The sequence below is a fragment of the Pseudomonas sp. MF6394 genome, from assembly GCF_002018845.1.
In the GTDB taxonomy this organism is placed as follows: domain Bacteria; phylum Pseudomonadota; class Gammaproteobacteria; order Pseudomonadales; family Pseudomonadaceae; genus Aquipseudomonas; species Aquipseudomonas lactis.
The window spans coordinates 1-13290 of sequence record NZ_MVOJ01000001.1 but is presented as its reverse complement, the minus strand read 5'-3'; the positions used below and the strand labels follow the sequence as shown (position 1 = coordinate 13290).

The 13290-nt window shown below is 61.3% G+C and carries 22 protein-coding genes; 15 read left to right on the top strand and 7 right to left on the bottom strand.

Annotated elements, in window-relative coordinates; translation table 11 throughout:
• Positions 1-1330: 1330 nt before the first annotated feature.
• The 3 genes from MF6394_RS00115 to MF6394_RS00105 are packed head-to-tail and all read left to right on the top strand — an operon-like array spanning position 1331 to position 3432.
• Positions 1331-1543, top strand: coding sequence for an NTP-binding protein (locus tag MF6394_RS00115; RefSeq protein ID WP_024015044.1), 213 nt, complete (start codon positions 1331-1333; stop codon positions 1541-1543).
• A complete protein-coding gene (locus tag MF6394_RS00110) occupies positions 1540-2757 on the top strand; it encodes a TniQ family protein (protein ID WP_003465063.1) in 1218 nt (405 codons plus the stop codon). Before MF6394_RS00115 ends, MF6394_RS00110 begins: the two co-directional genes overlap by 4 nt.
• A 60-nt stretch (positions 2758-2817) precedes the next feature.
• Positions 2818-3432 carry a recombinase family protein gene (locus MF6394_RS00105; RefSeq protein WP_000904941.1) on the top strand — a complete coding sequence of 205 codons (615 nt, stop codon included), beginning with the start codon at positions 2818-2820 and terminating at the stop codon, positions 3430-3432.
• A 52-nt stretch (positions 3433-3484) separates the two neighbouring features.
• Here the strand turns inward: MF6394_RS00105 and merE are convergent, their stop codons facing one another.
• From merE to merT, 6 genes are read right to left on the bottom strand one after another with little or no spacing between them, the layout of a single operon-like run.
• A complete protein-coding gene (merE, locus tag MF6394_RS00100; protein ID WP_001087809.1) occupies positions 3485-3721 on the bottom strand; it encodes a broad-spectrum mercury transporter MerE in 237 nt (78 codons plus the stop codon).
• A complete protein-coding gene (merD, locus tag MF6394_RS00095) occupies positions 3718-4083 on the bottom strand; it encodes a mercury resistance co-regulator MerD (protein WP_003465059.1) in 366 nt (121 codons plus the stop codon). Before merD ends, merE begins: the two co-directional genes overlap by 4 nt.
• Positions 4084-4099: 16 nt before the next feature.
• Positions 4100-5746: a mercury(II) reductase gene (gene merA / locus MF6394_RS00090; protein ID WP_000136268.1), complete on the bottom strand. Its 1647-nt coding sequence runs from the start codon at positions 5744-5746 to the stop codon at positions 4100-4102.
• On the bottom strand, positions 5743-5988 hold the full coding sequence (gene merF, locus MF6394_RS00085) for a mercury resistance system transport protein MerF (RefSeq protein ID WP_000654684.1): 246 nt from the start codon (positions 5986-5988) through the stop codon (positions 5743-5745). Before merF ends, merA begins: the two co-directional genes overlap by 4 nt.
• Positions 5989-5990: 2 nt before the next feature.
• On the bottom strand, positions 5991-6266 hold the full coding sequence (gene merP, locus MF6394_RS00080) for a mercury resistance system periplasmic binding protein MerP (RefSeq protein WP_000735441.1): 276 nt from the start codon (positions 6264-6266) through the stop codon (positions 5991-5993).
• 15 nt (positions 6267-6281) lie between these two features.
• A complete protein-coding gene (gene merT, locus MF6394_RS00075; RefSeq protein ID WP_001294667.1) occupies positions 6282-6632 on the bottom strand; it encodes a mercuric ion transporter MerT in 351 nt (116 codons plus the stop codon).
• 71 nt (positions 6633-6703) lie between these two features.
• On the opposite strand from merT, the gene merR reads away from it, so the two are divergent.
• The 12 genes from merR to MF6394_RS00010 all read left to right on the top strand — a co-directional run bounded on the left by merR (position 6704) and on the right by MF6394_RS00010 (position 12734).
• On the top strand, positions 6704-7138 hold the full coding sequence (merR, locus tag MF6394_RS00070) for an Hg(II)-responsive transcriptional regulator (protein ID WP_000429838.1): 435 nt from the start codon (positions 6704-6706) through the stop codon (positions 7136-7138).
• Positions 7139-7383: 245 nt separating this feature from the next.
• Positions 7384-7650 (top strand): nucleotidyltransferase family protein, encoded by a 267-nt coding sequence (locus MF6394_RS00060; protein ID WP_016487057.1) that lies wholly within the window; start codon positions 7384-7386, stop codon positions 7648-7650.
• Positions 7647-8033: a HepT-like ribonuclease domain-containing protein gene (locus tag MF6394_RS00055; RefSeq protein WP_003100872.1), complete on the top strand. Its 387-nt coding sequence runs from the start codon at positions 7647-7649 to the stop codon at positions 8031-8033. The genes MF6394_RS00060 and MF6394_RS00055 overlap by 4 nt, the downstream gene beginning before the upstream one ends.
• Before the next feature lie 236 nt (positions 8034-8269).
• Positions 8270-8626 carry a cupin domain-containing protein gene (locus tag MF6394_RS00050; RefSeq protein ID WP_003465043.1) on the top strand — a complete coding sequence of 119 codons (357 nt, stop codon included), beginning with the start codon at positions 8270-8272 and terminating at the stop codon, positions 8624-8626.
• 254 nt (positions 8627-8880) lie between these two features.
• A complete protein-coding gene (locus MF6394_RS00045; protein WP_003100858.1) occupies positions 8881-9207 on the top strand; it encodes a hypothetical protein in 327 nt (108 codons plus the stop codon).
• Entirely contained in the window at positions 9204-9704 is a 501-nt protein-coding gene (locus MF6394_RS00040; RefSeq protein WP_003100856.1) for a hypothetical protein, read from the top strand. The genes MF6394_RS00045 and MF6394_RS00040 overlap by 4 nt, the downstream gene beginning before the upstream one ends.
• Positions 9701-10072: a hypothetical protein gene (locus tag MF6394_RS00035; protein ID WP_003100853.1), complete on the top strand. Its 372-nt coding sequence runs from the start codon at positions 9701-9703 to the stop codon at positions 10070-10072. The genes MF6394_RS00040 and MF6394_RS00035 overlap by 4 nt, the downstream gene beginning before the upstream one ends.
• A complete protein-coding gene (locus MF6394_RS00030) occupies positions 10066-10623 on the top strand; it encodes a recombinase family protein (RefSeq protein ID WP_003100847.1) in 558 nt (185 codons plus the stop codon). The genes MF6394_RS00035 and MF6394_RS00030 overlap by 7 nt, the downstream gene beginning before the upstream one ends.
• On the top strand, positions 10596-10991 hold the full coding sequence (locus MF6394_RS00025) for an FCD domain-containing protein (RefSeq protein ID WP_312937577.1): 396 nt from the start codon (positions 10596-10598) through the stop codon (positions 10989-10991). Before MF6394_RS00030 ends, MF6394_RS00025 begins: the two co-directional genes overlap by 28 nt.
• A gap of 81 nt (positions 10992-11072) precedes the next feature.
• Positions 11073-11663 carry a TetR/AcrR family transcriptional regulator gene (locus MF6394_RS00020; protein ID WP_003465041.1) on the top strand — a complete coding sequence of 197 codons (591 nt, stop codon included), beginning with the start codon at positions 11073-11075 and terminating at the stop codon, positions 11661-11663.
• 90 nt (positions 11664-11753) lie between these two features.
• Complete coding sequence (locus MF6394_RS00015; RefSeq protein ID WP_003465039.1) at positions 11754-12455, top strand: cysteine hydrolase family protein; 702 nt, start codon at positions 11754-11756, stop codon at positions 12453-12455.
• Positions 12456-12509: 54 nt separating this feature from the next.
• Positions 12510-12734: a DUF2798 domain-containing protein gene (locus MF6394_RS00010; RefSeq protein ID WP_003465037.1), complete on the top strand. Its 225-nt coding sequence runs from the start codon at positions 12510-12512 to the stop codon at positions 12732-12734.
• A 239-nt stretch (positions 12735-12973) separates the two neighbouring features.
• On the opposite strand, the gene MF6394_RS00005 is transcribed toward MF6394_RS00010, so the two are convergent.
• Positions 12974-13290, bottom strand: a 317-nt coding sequence (locus MF6394_RS00005; RefSeq protein WP_042933690.1) for a Tn3 family transposase, incomplete at its 5' end; no start/stop codon positions are given.

Genomic DNA, 13290 nt, shown 5'->3' with positions numbered 1-13290 from the left:
TTCGCTCAACGAGTCTGCCCAGGATGTCCTGGACCTTTCGTTCCTGGTTCTCGAAGCTTTGCCAGTACTTGCTCAAGGCTTCAGGTGATTTGCCACGCAGCAAGACGTTCTTCCACTCCTGCACCTGCACTTTGAATTCCACGTTGGCTTCGTCGATCAGGCGCGACGTTTCGATCGGACCCTTGAGTAGTTGTTGATACTTGGAAATGTCATCCGACAAGAAGGAAAAACTGGCGAAGGCGATCAGCAATATCACCAACAGGCTGCCGCCGATCAGTGTGAGCAGCTGAGCGCGCAGGGATTTTTTCAAGAGCATCTGGGCGGTCTCGTATCGAAAGGGGGGCGCTTGAGTCATACGCAAGATTGAGCGAGCGGTCAGCCAAATGACCGTTCGTTCGCCCCCTTATGTCGGCGTACCGCTGCGATACTTGAACGCTTTCAGACCAGACGCAGATGGTTGTCCCAGAGCCCTGCCGGCAATTGCAGCGCGGTGCTGACGAAGCCCCCGCTGGCGGGGTCGACCGTTAGGACAAGATGTCCGATCCGCGCTCATCGAAGCCTCCGCGCCTGGCCGGGGCACTTCTACCCGTGTGTTCGCGCAGTTGCGACAGCCAACCCGCAGGGAGTTTTTGCGGTTCATCCGCGTGGCTTGAGGAGACCAAGTTTCCGTCGCGGTCAAATAAGCTCATGCGCTTGAAAACCGGGTCCTCGGCGAGCATTCGCGCGGCTCGTCTCTGGTTTGGCCTTAAGCTACCGGCGCCCCTATCTGCCTGGTCTGCACTCTTTACTATACCGAACGACGAATGTCAGATCGAGCGCTCGGCGATCGGGAATATTTTTCGCCAAGCAAGGGCTACGCATGTCGCGAGATTCCAGCGCCTACGACTGGTGTTTAGAGTCGGCCAATACTCCTGTCCGGCCGGTCAGCCATGCGTCCTTGAGTCGTCGTGAATCCTGGCGGGATCGGACCTGGGCCCACAACCGTTCCCACCGAACATTTTCCCCGCCGGCGAGCGGCTTTCTCGCGCAACAAATTGTTCGGAGCTCAAGGTCCTTCTCTACGTTTCGGCTGCATTGGCAGTGCGTTCGGCCCTCACCCGCCGATCGGCTCACAACAAGGACGCGATGGGCGCGACCATGAATCCGAAAGGAGAACACCATGGCCATCATCGGCATCTTTACCACCTCTAAAGACGGGGCTAGTTGCAGTTAATGTGAGTAGGGAACGATGGAATGCAAGCCGGCGCGGCTGAATGCAAGCTCGCTCGCAAATAATCTGAGCCAGACGGCTCCGTCAGTCGCAGTTAATCTGAGCCGGAAATTGCGCTGATTGCGAGCACGGCCGTTTTCGATTGCAAGCCGGTACAGCTACCTGCTCACCCGGAGCGAAGGCACCATCGGCGAGCTTGCACATCTGCTGGTGGCGGCGGCCGTCGCCGCCGTGGAGAGTGGCGAGGAAGCGATCAACCACCGCACGCTCAGCATGGCCGACTACATCGGCCCCAGTGAGCGGCGGCGACAGTTCGAGCGGGAACTGATGTGAAGTCCGCGCCGCGCTGGCCGCTGCATCCGGCACCCAAGGAAGGCGAAGCCCTGTCCTCATGGCTCAACCGGGTCGCCGCCTGCTACCAGATGGACGTGCACGAGCTGCTGGCCCACGATCTTGGTCACAGCCAACTTGATGACCTGGATACCGCACCATCCTTGTCGTTGCTGACGGCGCTCTGCCAGCGCAGTGGCGTCGAGCTGGAGCGGTTGCGCAGCATGAGTCTTGCAGGCTGGGTGCCGTGGCTGCTCGACAGTCTCGACGATTCGGTACCAGCAGCCTTGGAAACCTATACATTCCAATGCGCGGTGCTCCTGCCCAAGCGCACCCGCAAGGTGCGGTCCATCACTCGCTGGCGTGCCTGGCTACCGAGCCAGACGATTCGCCGGGCGTGTCCGCAGTGTCTGAACGATCCAACGAATCAAGCTGTGCTACTCGTCTGGCAGCTCCCCTTGATGCTGAGCTGCCCGCAGCATGGCTGCTGGCTGGAGTCCTACTGGGGCATGCCCGGCCGGTATCTTCAGTGGGAAATCGCCGATGCTGCGCCGCGCCCTGCCGATGACGCAATCGCCTGCATGGACCGGCGCACCTGGCAGGCGCTGACGACGGGTTTTGTGGAGCTGCCGCGTCGGCGTGTCCACGCCGGCTTGTGGTTCCGGCTGCTGCGCACCCTGCTTGATGAGCTGAACACGCCGCTCTCGCACTGCGGCAGTTGCTCGGCGAGCATCCGCCATGTCTGGGAGCGCTGCGGCCATCCGCTGCGCGCCGGGCAGAGTCTGTGGCGTCCCTACGAGATTCTGGCCCCGGCGGTGCAGTGGCAGATGCTGGAGGCGGCGGCCACCGCCATCACGCTGATCGAGTCAAAGGCGCTGATCCCGCGCGGGGAACAGGCCGCGCTGTTTCAGACGGAGCCGCACACTGGTTTCACCAACGGCCTGCCGGCGAAGGTGCCGAAGCCGGAACCCATCAACCACTGGCAACGAGCAGCCCAGGCCATCGATGAGGCCATCATTGAAGCGCGACACAACCCGGAGACGGCCCGCTTGCTGTTCACACTGGCGTCCTACGGGCGACGCGACCCCGAATCCCTGGAACGTTTGCGCGCCACGTTCACCAAGGAGGGCATCCCGCCGGAGTTTTTGTCACATTACGAGCCTGAATGGCCGTTTGCAGGTCTTAGACTAAATGACGGGTTAAGTGACAGTTTTTGACGGCGAGAACTTTCTGGCTCACACTGTCACATAATCGAACGTATATGTGACAGGTACGACATGCTGATAGGCTACATGCGGGTATCGAAGGCGGACGGCTCCCAGGCTACCGATTTGCAGCGCGACGCGCTGATTGCCGCCGGGGTCGATCCAGTACATCTTTACGAGGACCAGGCATCCGGCATGCGCGAGGATCGGCCCGGCTTGACGAGCTGCCTGAAGGCGTTGCGAACTGGCGACACACTGGTCGTGTGGAAACTGGATCGGCTCGGACGCGACCTGCGACATCTCATCAACACCGTGCACGACCTGACTGGGCGCGGCATCGGCTTGAAGGTATTAACCGGGCACGGCGCGGCCATCGACACCACGACCGCCGCCGGCAAGCTGGTCTTTGGCATCTTCGCCGCCCTGGCCGAGTTCGAGCGCGAGTTGATCGCGGAGCGCACGATTGCCGGCCTAGCCTCGGCCCGCGCGCGCGGGCGGAAAGGCGGCCGGCCGTTCAAGATGACCGCCGCCAAGCTGCGGCTGGCGATGGCGGCAATGGGTCAGCCAGAGACCAAGGTCGGCGACCTGTGCCAGGAACTTGGCGTCACGCGGCAGACCCTGTATCGGCATGTTTCACCCAAGGGTGAGCTACGTCCAGATGGCGAGAAGCTACTCAGCCGAATTTGATGCCGGCATGAGGCAACGTAGCGACAGCGTGGTTTGTCTCAATGGGAAGCGCTCATGATCGATCTTTGAAGGCCCGCAGCAGTCGTGTCACAGACAGGACGAACAAACCGGTCAGCGTGAGGGCTGCGATACCCCAGTACTCTCCGATGAACGCGCCGGCCGTCGTGCCGGCCAGCACAATGGCGAGAATCGGCAAATGGCAGGGACAGGTGAGCACGGCCAGCGCGCCCCACAGGTAGCCGGTGATCGGTTTGTGCGTCTCGGACGGCAAGCGCTCGGGGCTGTTCATGGCAGACTCTCCGCGTGCTGTGCCGGCTCGGTCGGCATGGTGGCCAACTGCACCTCCAGATCGGCCAACGCTTCGCGCCGACGCTCGACGAACTGGCGCAGAACGGCAAGCTGCGCGGCCGCTTCATCGCCGTCCGCAGCATCCAGCGCCCGGCACAGCCGCGCCAGCGCGTCCAGGCCGATGCCCGCCTCGAAGGCCGCCCGCACGAAGCACAGCCGTTGCAAGGCGGCATCATCGAACAGGCCATAGCCGCCCGGGGTGCACGCCACCGGACGCAGCAATCCGCGCAGCAGGTAGTCGCGCACGATATGCACGCTCACCCCGGCATCAAGGGCCAGCCGGGACACGGTGTAGGCGCTCATTGAAAACCTCCTTTTTTTATCCAGCGCAGCAGGAAAGCTGCTTCACGTCCTTGTTGAAGGTCTGCGCCGCAAGCTTCAACCCCTCGACCATTGTCAGGTAGGGGAACAACTGGTCGGCCAGTTCCTGCACCGTCATGCGGTTGCGGATGGCGAGCACCGCCGTCTGGATCAGTTCGCCCGCTTCCGGGGCCACCGCCTGCACGCCGATGAGCCGTCCGCTACCTTCCTCGATGACCAGCTTGATGAAGCCGCGTGTGTCGAAGTTGGCAAGCGCTCGCGGAACGTTGTCGAGTGTCAGCGTGCGACTGTCGGTCTCGATGCCATCGTGGTGCGCTTCCGCCTCGCTGTAGCCCACGGTGGCGACTTGCGGGTCGGTGAACACCACTGCCGGCATCGCGGTCAGATTGAGGGCTGCGTCGCCGCCGGTCATGTTGATCGCGGCACGGGTGCCGGCGGCCGCTGCCACGTAGACGAACTGCGGCTGGTCGGTGCAGTCGCCGGCCGCGTAGATGTTCGGGTTGCTCGTGCGCATGCCTTGGTCGATAACGATGGCCCCTTGCGCATTGACAGTGACCCCCGCCGCGTCCAGCGCGAGGCTGCGCGTATTCGGTGCCCGACCGGTGGCAACCAGCAACTTGTCAGCGCGCAATTCACCGTGTCCGGTGGTCAGCACGAATTCGCCGTTCACATGGGCGACCTGGCTGGCTTGCGTGTGCTCCAGCACCTCGATGCCCTCGGCGCGGAAAGCGGCTGTCACGGCCTCGCCGATGGCCGGGTCTTCCCGGAAGAACAAGGTGCTGCGTGCCAGGATCGTGACCTGGCTGCCGAGCCGGGCAAAGGCTTGCGCCAGTTCCAACGCCACCACCGACGAACCGATCACGGCCAGGCGTGCGGGAATGGTGTCGCTGACAAGCGCTTCGGTGGAAGTCCAGTAGGGTGACTCTTTCAGGCCCGGAATCGGCGGCACGGCCGGACTGGCACCGGTGGCGACCAGGCAGCGGTCGAACGTTACCTCGCGCTCGCCACCCTCGTTCAAACGGACGACCAGGCTCTGGTCGTCCTTGAAACGCGCTTCACCGTGCAAAACGGTGATGGCTGGATTGCCGTCCAGGATGCCTTCGTATTTGGCGTGCCGCAGTTCATCGACACGGGCCTGCTGCTGGGCCAGCAGTTTGCTGCGGTCAATCGCAGGCACAGTTGCCGCAATACCGCCGTCGAACGGACTTTCCCGGCGCAGATGGGCAATATGGGCAGCGCGGATCATGATCTTGGACGGCACACAGCCGATATTGACGCAGGTGCCGCCGATGGTGCCGCGTTCGATCAGCGTGACCGTCGCGCCTTGCTCGACGGCCTTCAGCGCCGCCGCCATCGCGGCCCCGCCGCTGCCAATGATGGCGATATGCAAACCGGCGCCCTCAAGTGCATCACGGATTTTTGGTTCATCTTTGAAATCACCAACCCGGATCGAGCCTTGATAACCCAATGCGGCGATGGCGGCCAGCAGTTGGTTGTGGCTCACGGCGGTGTCTGCCATGACTTGCGCGCGGCTTTCTGGATAGGACACCACAGCGGCATTCACGCCGGGAATCTTTTCCAAAGCATCTTTGACATGGGTGGCGCAGGATGTGCAGGTCATGCCATTCACGGTGATTTCGGTCATTTTTTTACTCCATTGAATTTCGGGGTGCAGCAGGCATCGGCTTGGCGTTTTCGTTGGATGGCGTAGATGGTCAAGCCGATGAAAATCGCCAGCGCAGGCAGCAGCACATAGTCCAGATAGCCGGTCAGCGCGGACAAGCCGACCACACCGAGCAAAATGACCAGAACAGGGGTGAAGCAACACAGCGCCACGAGGGTTGTGCCAATGATGCTGACCCGCAGCAGTGTCTTCGGGTCTTTCATGATCAGTTCTTGACTGATGATGGGTAGCCCGCATCCTCGGTAGCCTTGGTCAGTTTCTGCACGCTGGTCTTGGCATCATCGAAGGTGACCACCGCTTCGCGCGTCTCGAAGGTCACGTCAACTTTACTGACGCCATCGACCTTGGAAATCGCCTTCTTGACAGTGATCGGACAGGCCGAGCAGGTCATGCCCGGTACGGACAGCGTAACGGTCTGGGTGGCGGCCCACACGGGGGCAACAACGGCAGCGAGGGCAAGGGCGGAAAGCAGCTTTTTCATGGTGAACTCCTGTGATCAATAGAAAAATGGCACGACGTAGGGAAATCCGAGCGCGACCAAAACCAGCACGGCCACGCCCCAGAAAATGAGCTTGTAAGTAGCTCGCACTTGGGGAATCGCGCAAACCTCACCCGGTTTGCAGGCGGCTGACGGCCGGTAGATGCGCCGCCAGGCGAAGAACAACGCCACCAGCGCCACGCCGATAAAGATGGGGCGATAGGGTTCCAACACCGTCAAGTTGCCGATCCAAGCGCCGCTGAACCCCAAGGCGATCAGAACCAGCGGCCCGAGGCAGCAAGCCGAGGCGAGGATGGCGGCCAGCCCGCCAGTGAAGAGCGCGCCGCGCCCGTTTTGAGGTTCAGACATACGTTTGTCCTTTCGAATCTGAATTGGATAGCTTAAGCTTACTTCCGTAGTTATGTACGGAGTCAAGCGATATGGAAAACAATTTGGAGAACCTGACCATTGGCGTTTTCGCCAGGACGGCCGGGGTCAATGTGGAGACCATCCGGTTCTATCAGCGCAAGGGCTTGCTCCCGGAACCGGACAAGCCTTACGGCAGCATTCGCCGCTATGGCGAGACGGATGTAACGCGGGTGCGCTTCGTGAAATCAGCCCAGCGGTTGGGCTTCAGCCTGGATGAGATCGCCGAGCTGCTGCGGCTGGAGGATGGCACCCATTGCGAGGAAGCCAGCAGCCTGGCCGAGCACAAGCTCAAGGACGTGCGCGAGAGGATGGCTGACCTGGCGCGCATGGAGGCCGTGCTGTCTGATTTGGTGTGCGCCTGCCATGCGCGGAAGGGGAACGTTTCCTGCCCGCTGATTGCGTCACTGCAAGGGAAGAAAGAACCGCGCAGTGCGGACGCGGTGTAGCCCGAGGGAACTACGCCTTAGCGTGCTTTATTTTCCGTTTTCTGAGGCGACTCCAACGTCAGAAAAGACCGTGCGGTCGACTTTTGATATTTCGTGCTGTCGCCTTCTGAAAGTGACAGCGCGGCACGGGAATCAAGGCATTGCGATTCTCGAAAATAGTTCTTGAAATTCTATTCTTGATTGCATATCATCTCAACGAGTTTCGATAAGAAAGGATGCGCATGCGACCGTCTGTTGTGCTTGACATGAAGCGAAGCGCAGTGCGTGAAGCGGTAGGCCGCTTTCGCGCCGCGAACCCGCGCGTCTTCGGCTCGGTGCTGCATGGCACCGACCGGGATGGCAGCGACCTCGACCTGTTGGTCGATGCGCTGCCCGGTGCCACGTTGTTGGACTTGGGCGATTTGGAAGAAGAACTGAAATCGCTGCTCGGCGTTGACGTCGATCTGCTGACTCCCGGCGACCTGCCGCCGAAGTTCCGGGCCAAGGTGCTCGCGGAGGCGCAACCGATATGAGCGAGAACCGCCTGCCCGATTACCTCGACCACATTCAGCAGGCCGCAACCGATGCGCGCAGCTTCGTGGAAGGGATGGCCAAGGACGACTTCTTGGCCGACAAGCGCACCCAGCAGGCCGTCATCATGAGCCTGATCGTCATCGGCGAGGCGGCCACAAAGGTGATGGATGGCTACGTCGAGTTCACCCAGGCGCATGCCGACGTGCCGTGGCGCAGCATGCGCAATATGCGTAATCGCATGGCTCACGGCTATTTCGACATCAACCTCGATGTGGTGTGGGAGACGGTACAGGAATGGCTGCCGGCGTTGCTCCAGCAATTGCCCGCCGTGCGTCAGGATGCCGACGATGAAGACCGTAACGACAAAGGCATGGAGCCATGACCAATCAAGCCGCCGATGTTCGGCCCCTCTGGCGTGTTCGATCCCGCGACCTATGAGCCGCGCTCGGGCAAGACCTTCTGGATGGCCGCAACGGACGTGAGTTCGCTGGTGGGCAAGGAGGCAGCAGCCGACACGCTCATCGGCAACTGCACGACCGCACGACCAGCCTCCCGTTCAAATTCGAGTTAGAACTCATATCCAGCCTGTCTGGGGGCACTGTGAAAGAGGGATCTCCGATGACTGTTGAATCGAGAATATTTTCTGTAGCCGAGTATGTTCAGCCGTCCGAAGGCGAGCCTATTCGTTCCGTTGTGCTTGAAACCCGAGACTCAATTATCGTGGTTTGGCATGTCCATCCCGGGCAGGAAATTGCGGCTCACATTCATCCTCACGGCCAAGACACGTGGACTGTTTTGTCGGGAATGGCTGATTACTTTCAGGGCAATGGGATTGTTCGTGCCCTCAGGGAAGGTGAGATAGCCGTGGCAAGACCGGGCCAAGTGCACGGGGCGCGAAATACAGGTACCGAGCCATTTGTGTTCGTCTCGGTTGTGGCATCAGCCAATGCCGGTTTCGTATTGGCTGAGCGATAGAGCCCAATCTCTGGAGTTGGTCCAATGAGCGGTCGGGGAGATAGGTAACAGACATGCAGCGGACACGGCTGCTAAACCAGGTCGCAAACCTCCTTGCGTCGCAGCGTGCCGCAAGCGACGCGATCAATCGAATGGGGTCGGCATGAGACTGAACACCATCCAGTTCCCGACCGCGTAGCCGCCTGTCCTGCCGATCAGGTCTTGACCATCGACGCCTGGGATCAGTCCTGAATGTTCTTGGAGACCACTACGTTATGAGCCGCAGCCGCCGCAAAACACCCATCGTCGGGCACACGACCTGCGGCAGCGAGCGCGAGGACAAGAAGCTCTGGCATCAGCGCTGGCGCACCCGTGAGCGCACGGCGCTGACCAGCGCGTCGCCCGAAGCCCTGAGCGCCCATCTGCCCCTGCTGGAAAACCAGGCCAGCAGCGTCTGGTCGATGGGCAAGGATGGCCGCTCCTACTGGCCCGTCAAGCGCCAGGCCGCCACGGCGGATCGCATCGCCAATCACAAGGGACGCAACCCGCAAGAACGCGCCTCCCTGAAAAAGCGCCTGCTGCGCAAGTGGATGAGCAAATGAAGCTCTCCTTCCATCAGCACATTGCGCTGTTCTGGATGATCGGTGCTCCGGGCGTCTTCGCGCCCGTGATCGAGAACGCCAAGCGGCCCGATGCCGGCGCCGTCATGGCGTGGGGTGTCGCGATCGTGGCGGTGATGATCCTCTTCACCCCTTTGCTGCTGCGCTGTCCACCATTCCGGCGCTGGTATGGCCGGACGGATGCGCTGTCGGAGCGGCAGCGCCAGGCGCTTGCCGAGCGCGGCCTGCGCCGCTACTACCAGACCGCTTTCGATGACGGCTACGTGCCCCGCGTGATGCCCTACGTGTGGCGCATCATCTGGACGGTCGGCGGGTTGATGGCTGTGACCGCCGTACTGCCTACCAACACCGGACGGCCAGCCTTCGATGCCTTGGTGGTCTTCTCGACCTGGTATCCGATAGGCGTGATGCTGCTGGTTTTCGCGTCGAGGCCCCTTGGCCGGTTGATTCGCCAAAGAGCACAGGAGCGGCGGAAATGAGCACGTCAACCATCGAGGCGCTGGCCAGCGCCTGGGCAAGGATTGCCGAGGAAGCGGAATTCCCCGCTGACTACGAGGGGACTGCCACACCACAAGCGCATCGGGCTAGCGAAGCTATTCAGGAGCAGATTCGGGAGCGCATCGTCGCCACCAACGACATGCGGCTGTTCAGCCTGCTGCACCTGCTGGGTCAGGCGTCGCTGCGCATGGAGCAAGCGCTGTGGCCGGAGGATTACGAGCGGATGACGCGCGAGGTTGAGGAAGCCCTGCGGCAAGCCACCGACGCCAACGCCAGATCGTACACCCACGAAGAAGTGATGCAGGCGATGCAGGAACGCATCGACCGGGCGCGAGACAAGCCATGTTGATTGGCTATGCGCGCGTCTCGACGCAGGATCAGAACCTGGAGCTGCAACGCGAAGCCTTGAGCAAGGCCGGATGTAAAAAGGTCTTCGAGGACAAGGTGAGTGGCACGCGGGCAGACCGGCCTGGCTTGGCCAAGACGCTCGAAATGCTGCGCGAAGGCGATACTTTGGTCGTCTGGAAGCTCGACCGGCTGGGCCGGTCGGTCAAGCAACTGGTCGATCTGGTCGGCGATCTGCACAAGCACGGTGTCCAGTTCAGGAGCCTCACCGACTCCATCGACACCGGCACACCATCCGGGCGGTTCTTCTTCCACGTCATGGCGAGCCTTGCCGAAATGGAGCGCGAGCTGACCGTCGAGCGCACCCGCGCCGGGCTGGAAGTCGCCAAGCAGCTCGGCCGCAAAGGCGGCCGCAAGCCGAAGATGACCGACAGCAAGATCGAGTCGGCCAAGAAGCTGCTGGCCAGCGGGGTGCCGCCCAAGGACGTGGCCAAGAACCTCGGCGTGTCCATTCCGACGCTGTACCGCTGGGTGCCAGCCTCCACGCACGCTTAGCGTGCTTTATTTTCCGTTTTCTGAGACGACCCCTGCAAGCCTGCATCGAAAACAACATCGCCGCGATCAACGCCCAGGACTTGCAAGCCGCTCTCAAGTGCAATCAGCAATTTCACTACGCGCTGACCACCATCGCGCGCATGCCGGTGCTGGCGGGTTTGCTCGATAGCCTGTGGATGCGCACCGGCCCACTGATCGCCCGTGCCTATGGCAACTTCAACGAGCGCATGGCCATCGACCATCACTGGGAAGTGCTCGACGCACTCAAGCGCCGCGATGGCGCGGCGGCACGGGCGGCCATCTGCCGTGACATTCTCGATGGCAACGAGAAGATGCTCGAGTACATCGAGATGGCGCAGGCGGACTGATTGGCAGTCAATTCGACTGTTGACGAAACATAGATGACCAGTTAGTTTATTAAAACTTTCTCATCACTGGATGTCTCTGTCATGGCTCGCCCGGTCAACCTCGAAGTCAGATCCCGTTTGCTGTCGATTGGCCGCCAGGTGGTTCACAACCGTGGCTTCAACGGCTGCGGCGTCCAGGACATCACCGCCGCTGCCGAGATTCCCAAGGGCTCTTTCTACAACTACTTCGCCAGCAAGGAAGACTTCGCGGCAGAGATCCTCGAGGAATACTGGACCTCGATCGAAACCCGCCACGGGCCGATCTTCTACGACGCCCGGGTCAAGCCGCTGGAGCGCATCGGCCAGTTCTTCCAGGCCCTGGTGCTCGAGCACGGCGAGCATGAATACAGCCTGGGTTGCCTGATTGGCAACCTGTCCCTGGAAATGTCCAATGGCAGCGAACAAACCCGCAAGCGTCTGGCCGATGTGCTGGCGCGCTGGGAAGGTTTGCTCGCGAGCTGCCTGCGTGAAGCGCAGCAGCGCCGCGAACTCTCTGAAACTCACGACGCCGAAGCGCTGGCCAGTGTCATCGTCGAAGGCTGGGAAGGTGCGGTCATGCGCGGCAAGGTCCTGCGCGACGGTGCACCTCTGCAGCGTTTCGTATCGATGGTCTTGCCTCGGCTATTGGAGTGAGTTTTTTTTCCTCATTAATAAGACGACTGGTCATTTATATAAAGCAACATTCACGTCTCATCCACGCAAGCACCCAAGAGGTAAATCGTCATGAGCCATCTGTACGCCGACCCCGCCGAACCCGCACTGCCTGCCACTGGTTTCAAGCTCGACCTGAGCAAAGCCGCCCTGGTGGTCATCGACCCACAGAACGACTTCCTCAGCCCTGCCGGCGCCAGTTGGGCGGTGTTCGGTGAGAGCATCGTCGAGAACAACACCGTCGAAAACCTGGAAAAACTGTTCAAGGCCTTCAAGGCTCACGACCTGCCCGTGGCCGTGTCGCCACACTATTACTACCCGCACGACCACGACTGGCATTTTGGCGGTCCGCTGGAAAAGGTCATGCACAGCATCTGCATGTTCGATCGCAAGGGACCGAACACCCTGGAAAACTTCGAAGGCTCCGGCGCCGATTTCCTCGAGATCTACAAGCCGTACATTCTCGACGGCGAGACCATCATCGCCTCGCCGCACAAGGTCTACGGCCCGGAAACCAACGACCTGGCGCTGCAATTGCGCAAGAAAGGCGTGTCGCAGATCATCCTCGCCGGCATGGCGGCCAACCTTTGCGTGGAATCACACCTGCGCGAACTGCTCGAACAGGGCTTTGAAATAGTCGTGGTACGCGACGCCACCGCCGGCCCGCGCCTGCCGGATGGCGACGGCTACCTGGCGGCCATCATCAATTACCGCTTCCTCGCCCACGGGCTGTGGACCACCGAAGAGACTATCGCGCAACTGCAACCGGCTTGATCGTGCCCGAGCGGCCGGGCATCGCGCCCCCCCGCTCTTTCTCGAGAACCCCCGATGAAAATCCCCGCCCGTTATGAGCATTTCGTTTTCGGCGTCGTTCAATCCGGCCTGACCTGCGCGGTCGCGGCCGCCATCGCCACCACACCCCATGCGCTCGACCTGGCCTTTGCCGGCCGCTGGTTGAACGCGTGGGCGCTGTCGTGGGTATCGATGTTGCCGGTGGTGGTGCTGGCGGCGCCGATGATTCGGCGCGTGGTGAGGCGGATGACGGTGGGCTGAATGACTTGGCTATGACTCACCCAACACACCGCCATCGCGAGCATGCTCGCTCCTACCGGGGGCTTCGGGGCTGCTCGCGACAGGCGCGCAAGCCCGCACCCGACGCACGAAATACTGTGCCCGTTCGCATTTTCGCAATAAACCACTTTTCATCCGCGCATTTGTAGCCGCTTCGTTCACGGACAAGCCGGTACATTAGACCTCCATGGGGTTGTACGCCGGAATCCCAGAAATTTCCGTCAGCCCAGCTCCAGTCCCGCCACGAGCGCATCCAGGTCGATGAACTTGCCGTCAGTCTGGAAGGTGTAATGCCCGTTCAGCAGGATGTGCCGCCAGGCCGCTGGCGACATCTGCGTGATCAACGCCAGCGCCTTGGCATTGCCAGCTGCCTCGTACTTCGTCAGCAGCAGGGACAGGATCGCCGAGTTGTAGAAGATGATCGCGTTGCCGATCAGCCTGGCGCACTGGTTGCTGATCTCGATTTCGATGTCGGTGCGGCCGGTCAATTCCTTCTTCCCACCGACTTGGGCGATGGTCGAGCGTAGCTGGTGATAGG

What these genes read in the sequence shown, in the direction of transcription:
- MF6394_RS00060 (WP_016487057.1), top strand. Translation starts at nt 7,384, where the DNA reads ATGAAGCGAAGCGCAGTGCGTGAAGCGGTAGGCCGCTTTCGCGCCGCG.
- merR (WP_000429838.1), top strand. Translation starts at nt 6,704, where the DNA reads ATGGAAAACAATTTGGAGAACCTGACCATTGGCGTTTTCGCCAGGACG.
- merA (WP_000136268.1), bottom strand. Translation starts at nt 5,746, where the DNA reads ATGACCGAAATCACCGTGAATGGCATGACCTGCACATCCTGCGCCACC.
- MF6394_RS00050 (WP_003465043.1), top strand. Translation starts at nt 8,270, where the DNA reads ATGACTGTTGAATCGAGAATATTTTCTGTAGCCGAGTATGTTCAGCCG.
- merF (WP_000654684.1), bottom strand. Translation starts at nt 5,988, where the DNA reads ATGAAAGACCCGAAGACACTGCTGCGGGTCAGCATCATTGGCACAACC.
- merP (WP_000735441.1), bottom strand. Translation starts at nt 6,266, where the DNA reads ATGAAAAAGCTGCTTTCCGCCCTTGCCCTCGCTGCCGTTGTTGCCCCC.
- MF6394_RS00030 (WP_003100847.1), top strand. Translation starts at nt 10,066, where the DNA reads ATGTTGATTGGCTATGCGCGCGTCTCGACGCAGGATCAGAACCTGGAG.
- MF6394_RS00010 (WP_003465037.1), top strand. Translation starts at nt 12,510, where the DNA reads ATGAAAATCCCCGCCCGTTATGAGCATTTCGTTTTCGGCGTCGTTCAA.
- merT (WP_001294667.1), bottom strand. Translation starts at nt 6,632, where the DNA reads ATGTCTGAACCTCAAAACGGGCGCGGCGCGCTCTTCACTGGCGGGCTG.
- merE (WP_001087809.1), bottom strand. Translation starts at nt 3,721, where the DNA reads ATGAACAGCCCCGAGCGCTTGCCGTCCGAGACGCACAAACCGATCACC.
- MF6394_RS00015 (WP_003465039.1), top strand. Translation starts at nt 11,754, where the DNA reads ATGAGCCATCTGTACGCCGACCCCGCCGAACCCGCACTGCCTGCCACT.
- merD (WP_003465059.1), bottom strand. Translation starts at nt 4,083, where the DNA reads ATGAGCGCCTACACCGTGTCCCGGCTGGCCCTTGATGCCGGGGTGAGC.
- MF6394_RS00055 (WP_003100872.1), top strand. Translation starts at nt 7,647, where the DNA reads ATGAGCGAGAACCGCCTGCCCGATTACCTCGACCACATTCAGCAGGCC.
- MF6394_RS00020 (WP_003465041.1), top strand. Translation starts at nt 11,073, where the DNA reads ATGGCTCGCCCGGTCAACCTCGAAGTCAGATCCCGTTTGCTGTCGATT.
- MF6394_RS00040 (WP_003100856.1), top strand. Translation starts at nt 9,204, where the DNA reads ATGAAGCTCTCCTTCCATCAGCACATTGCGCTGTTCTGGATGATCGGT.
- MF6394_RS00045 (WP_003100858.1), top strand. Translation starts at nt 8,881, where the DNA reads ATGAGCCGCAGCCGCCGCAAAACACCCATCGTCGGGCACACGACCTGC.
- MF6394_RS00035 (WP_003100853.1), top strand. Translation starts at nt 9,701, where the DNA reads ATGAGCACGTCAACCATCGAGGCGCTGGCCAGCGCCTGGGCAAGGATT.
- MF6394_RS00105 (WP_000904941.1), top strand. Translation starts at nt 2,818, where the DNA reads ATGCTGATAGGCTACATGCGGGTATCGAAGGCGGACGGCTCCCAGGCT.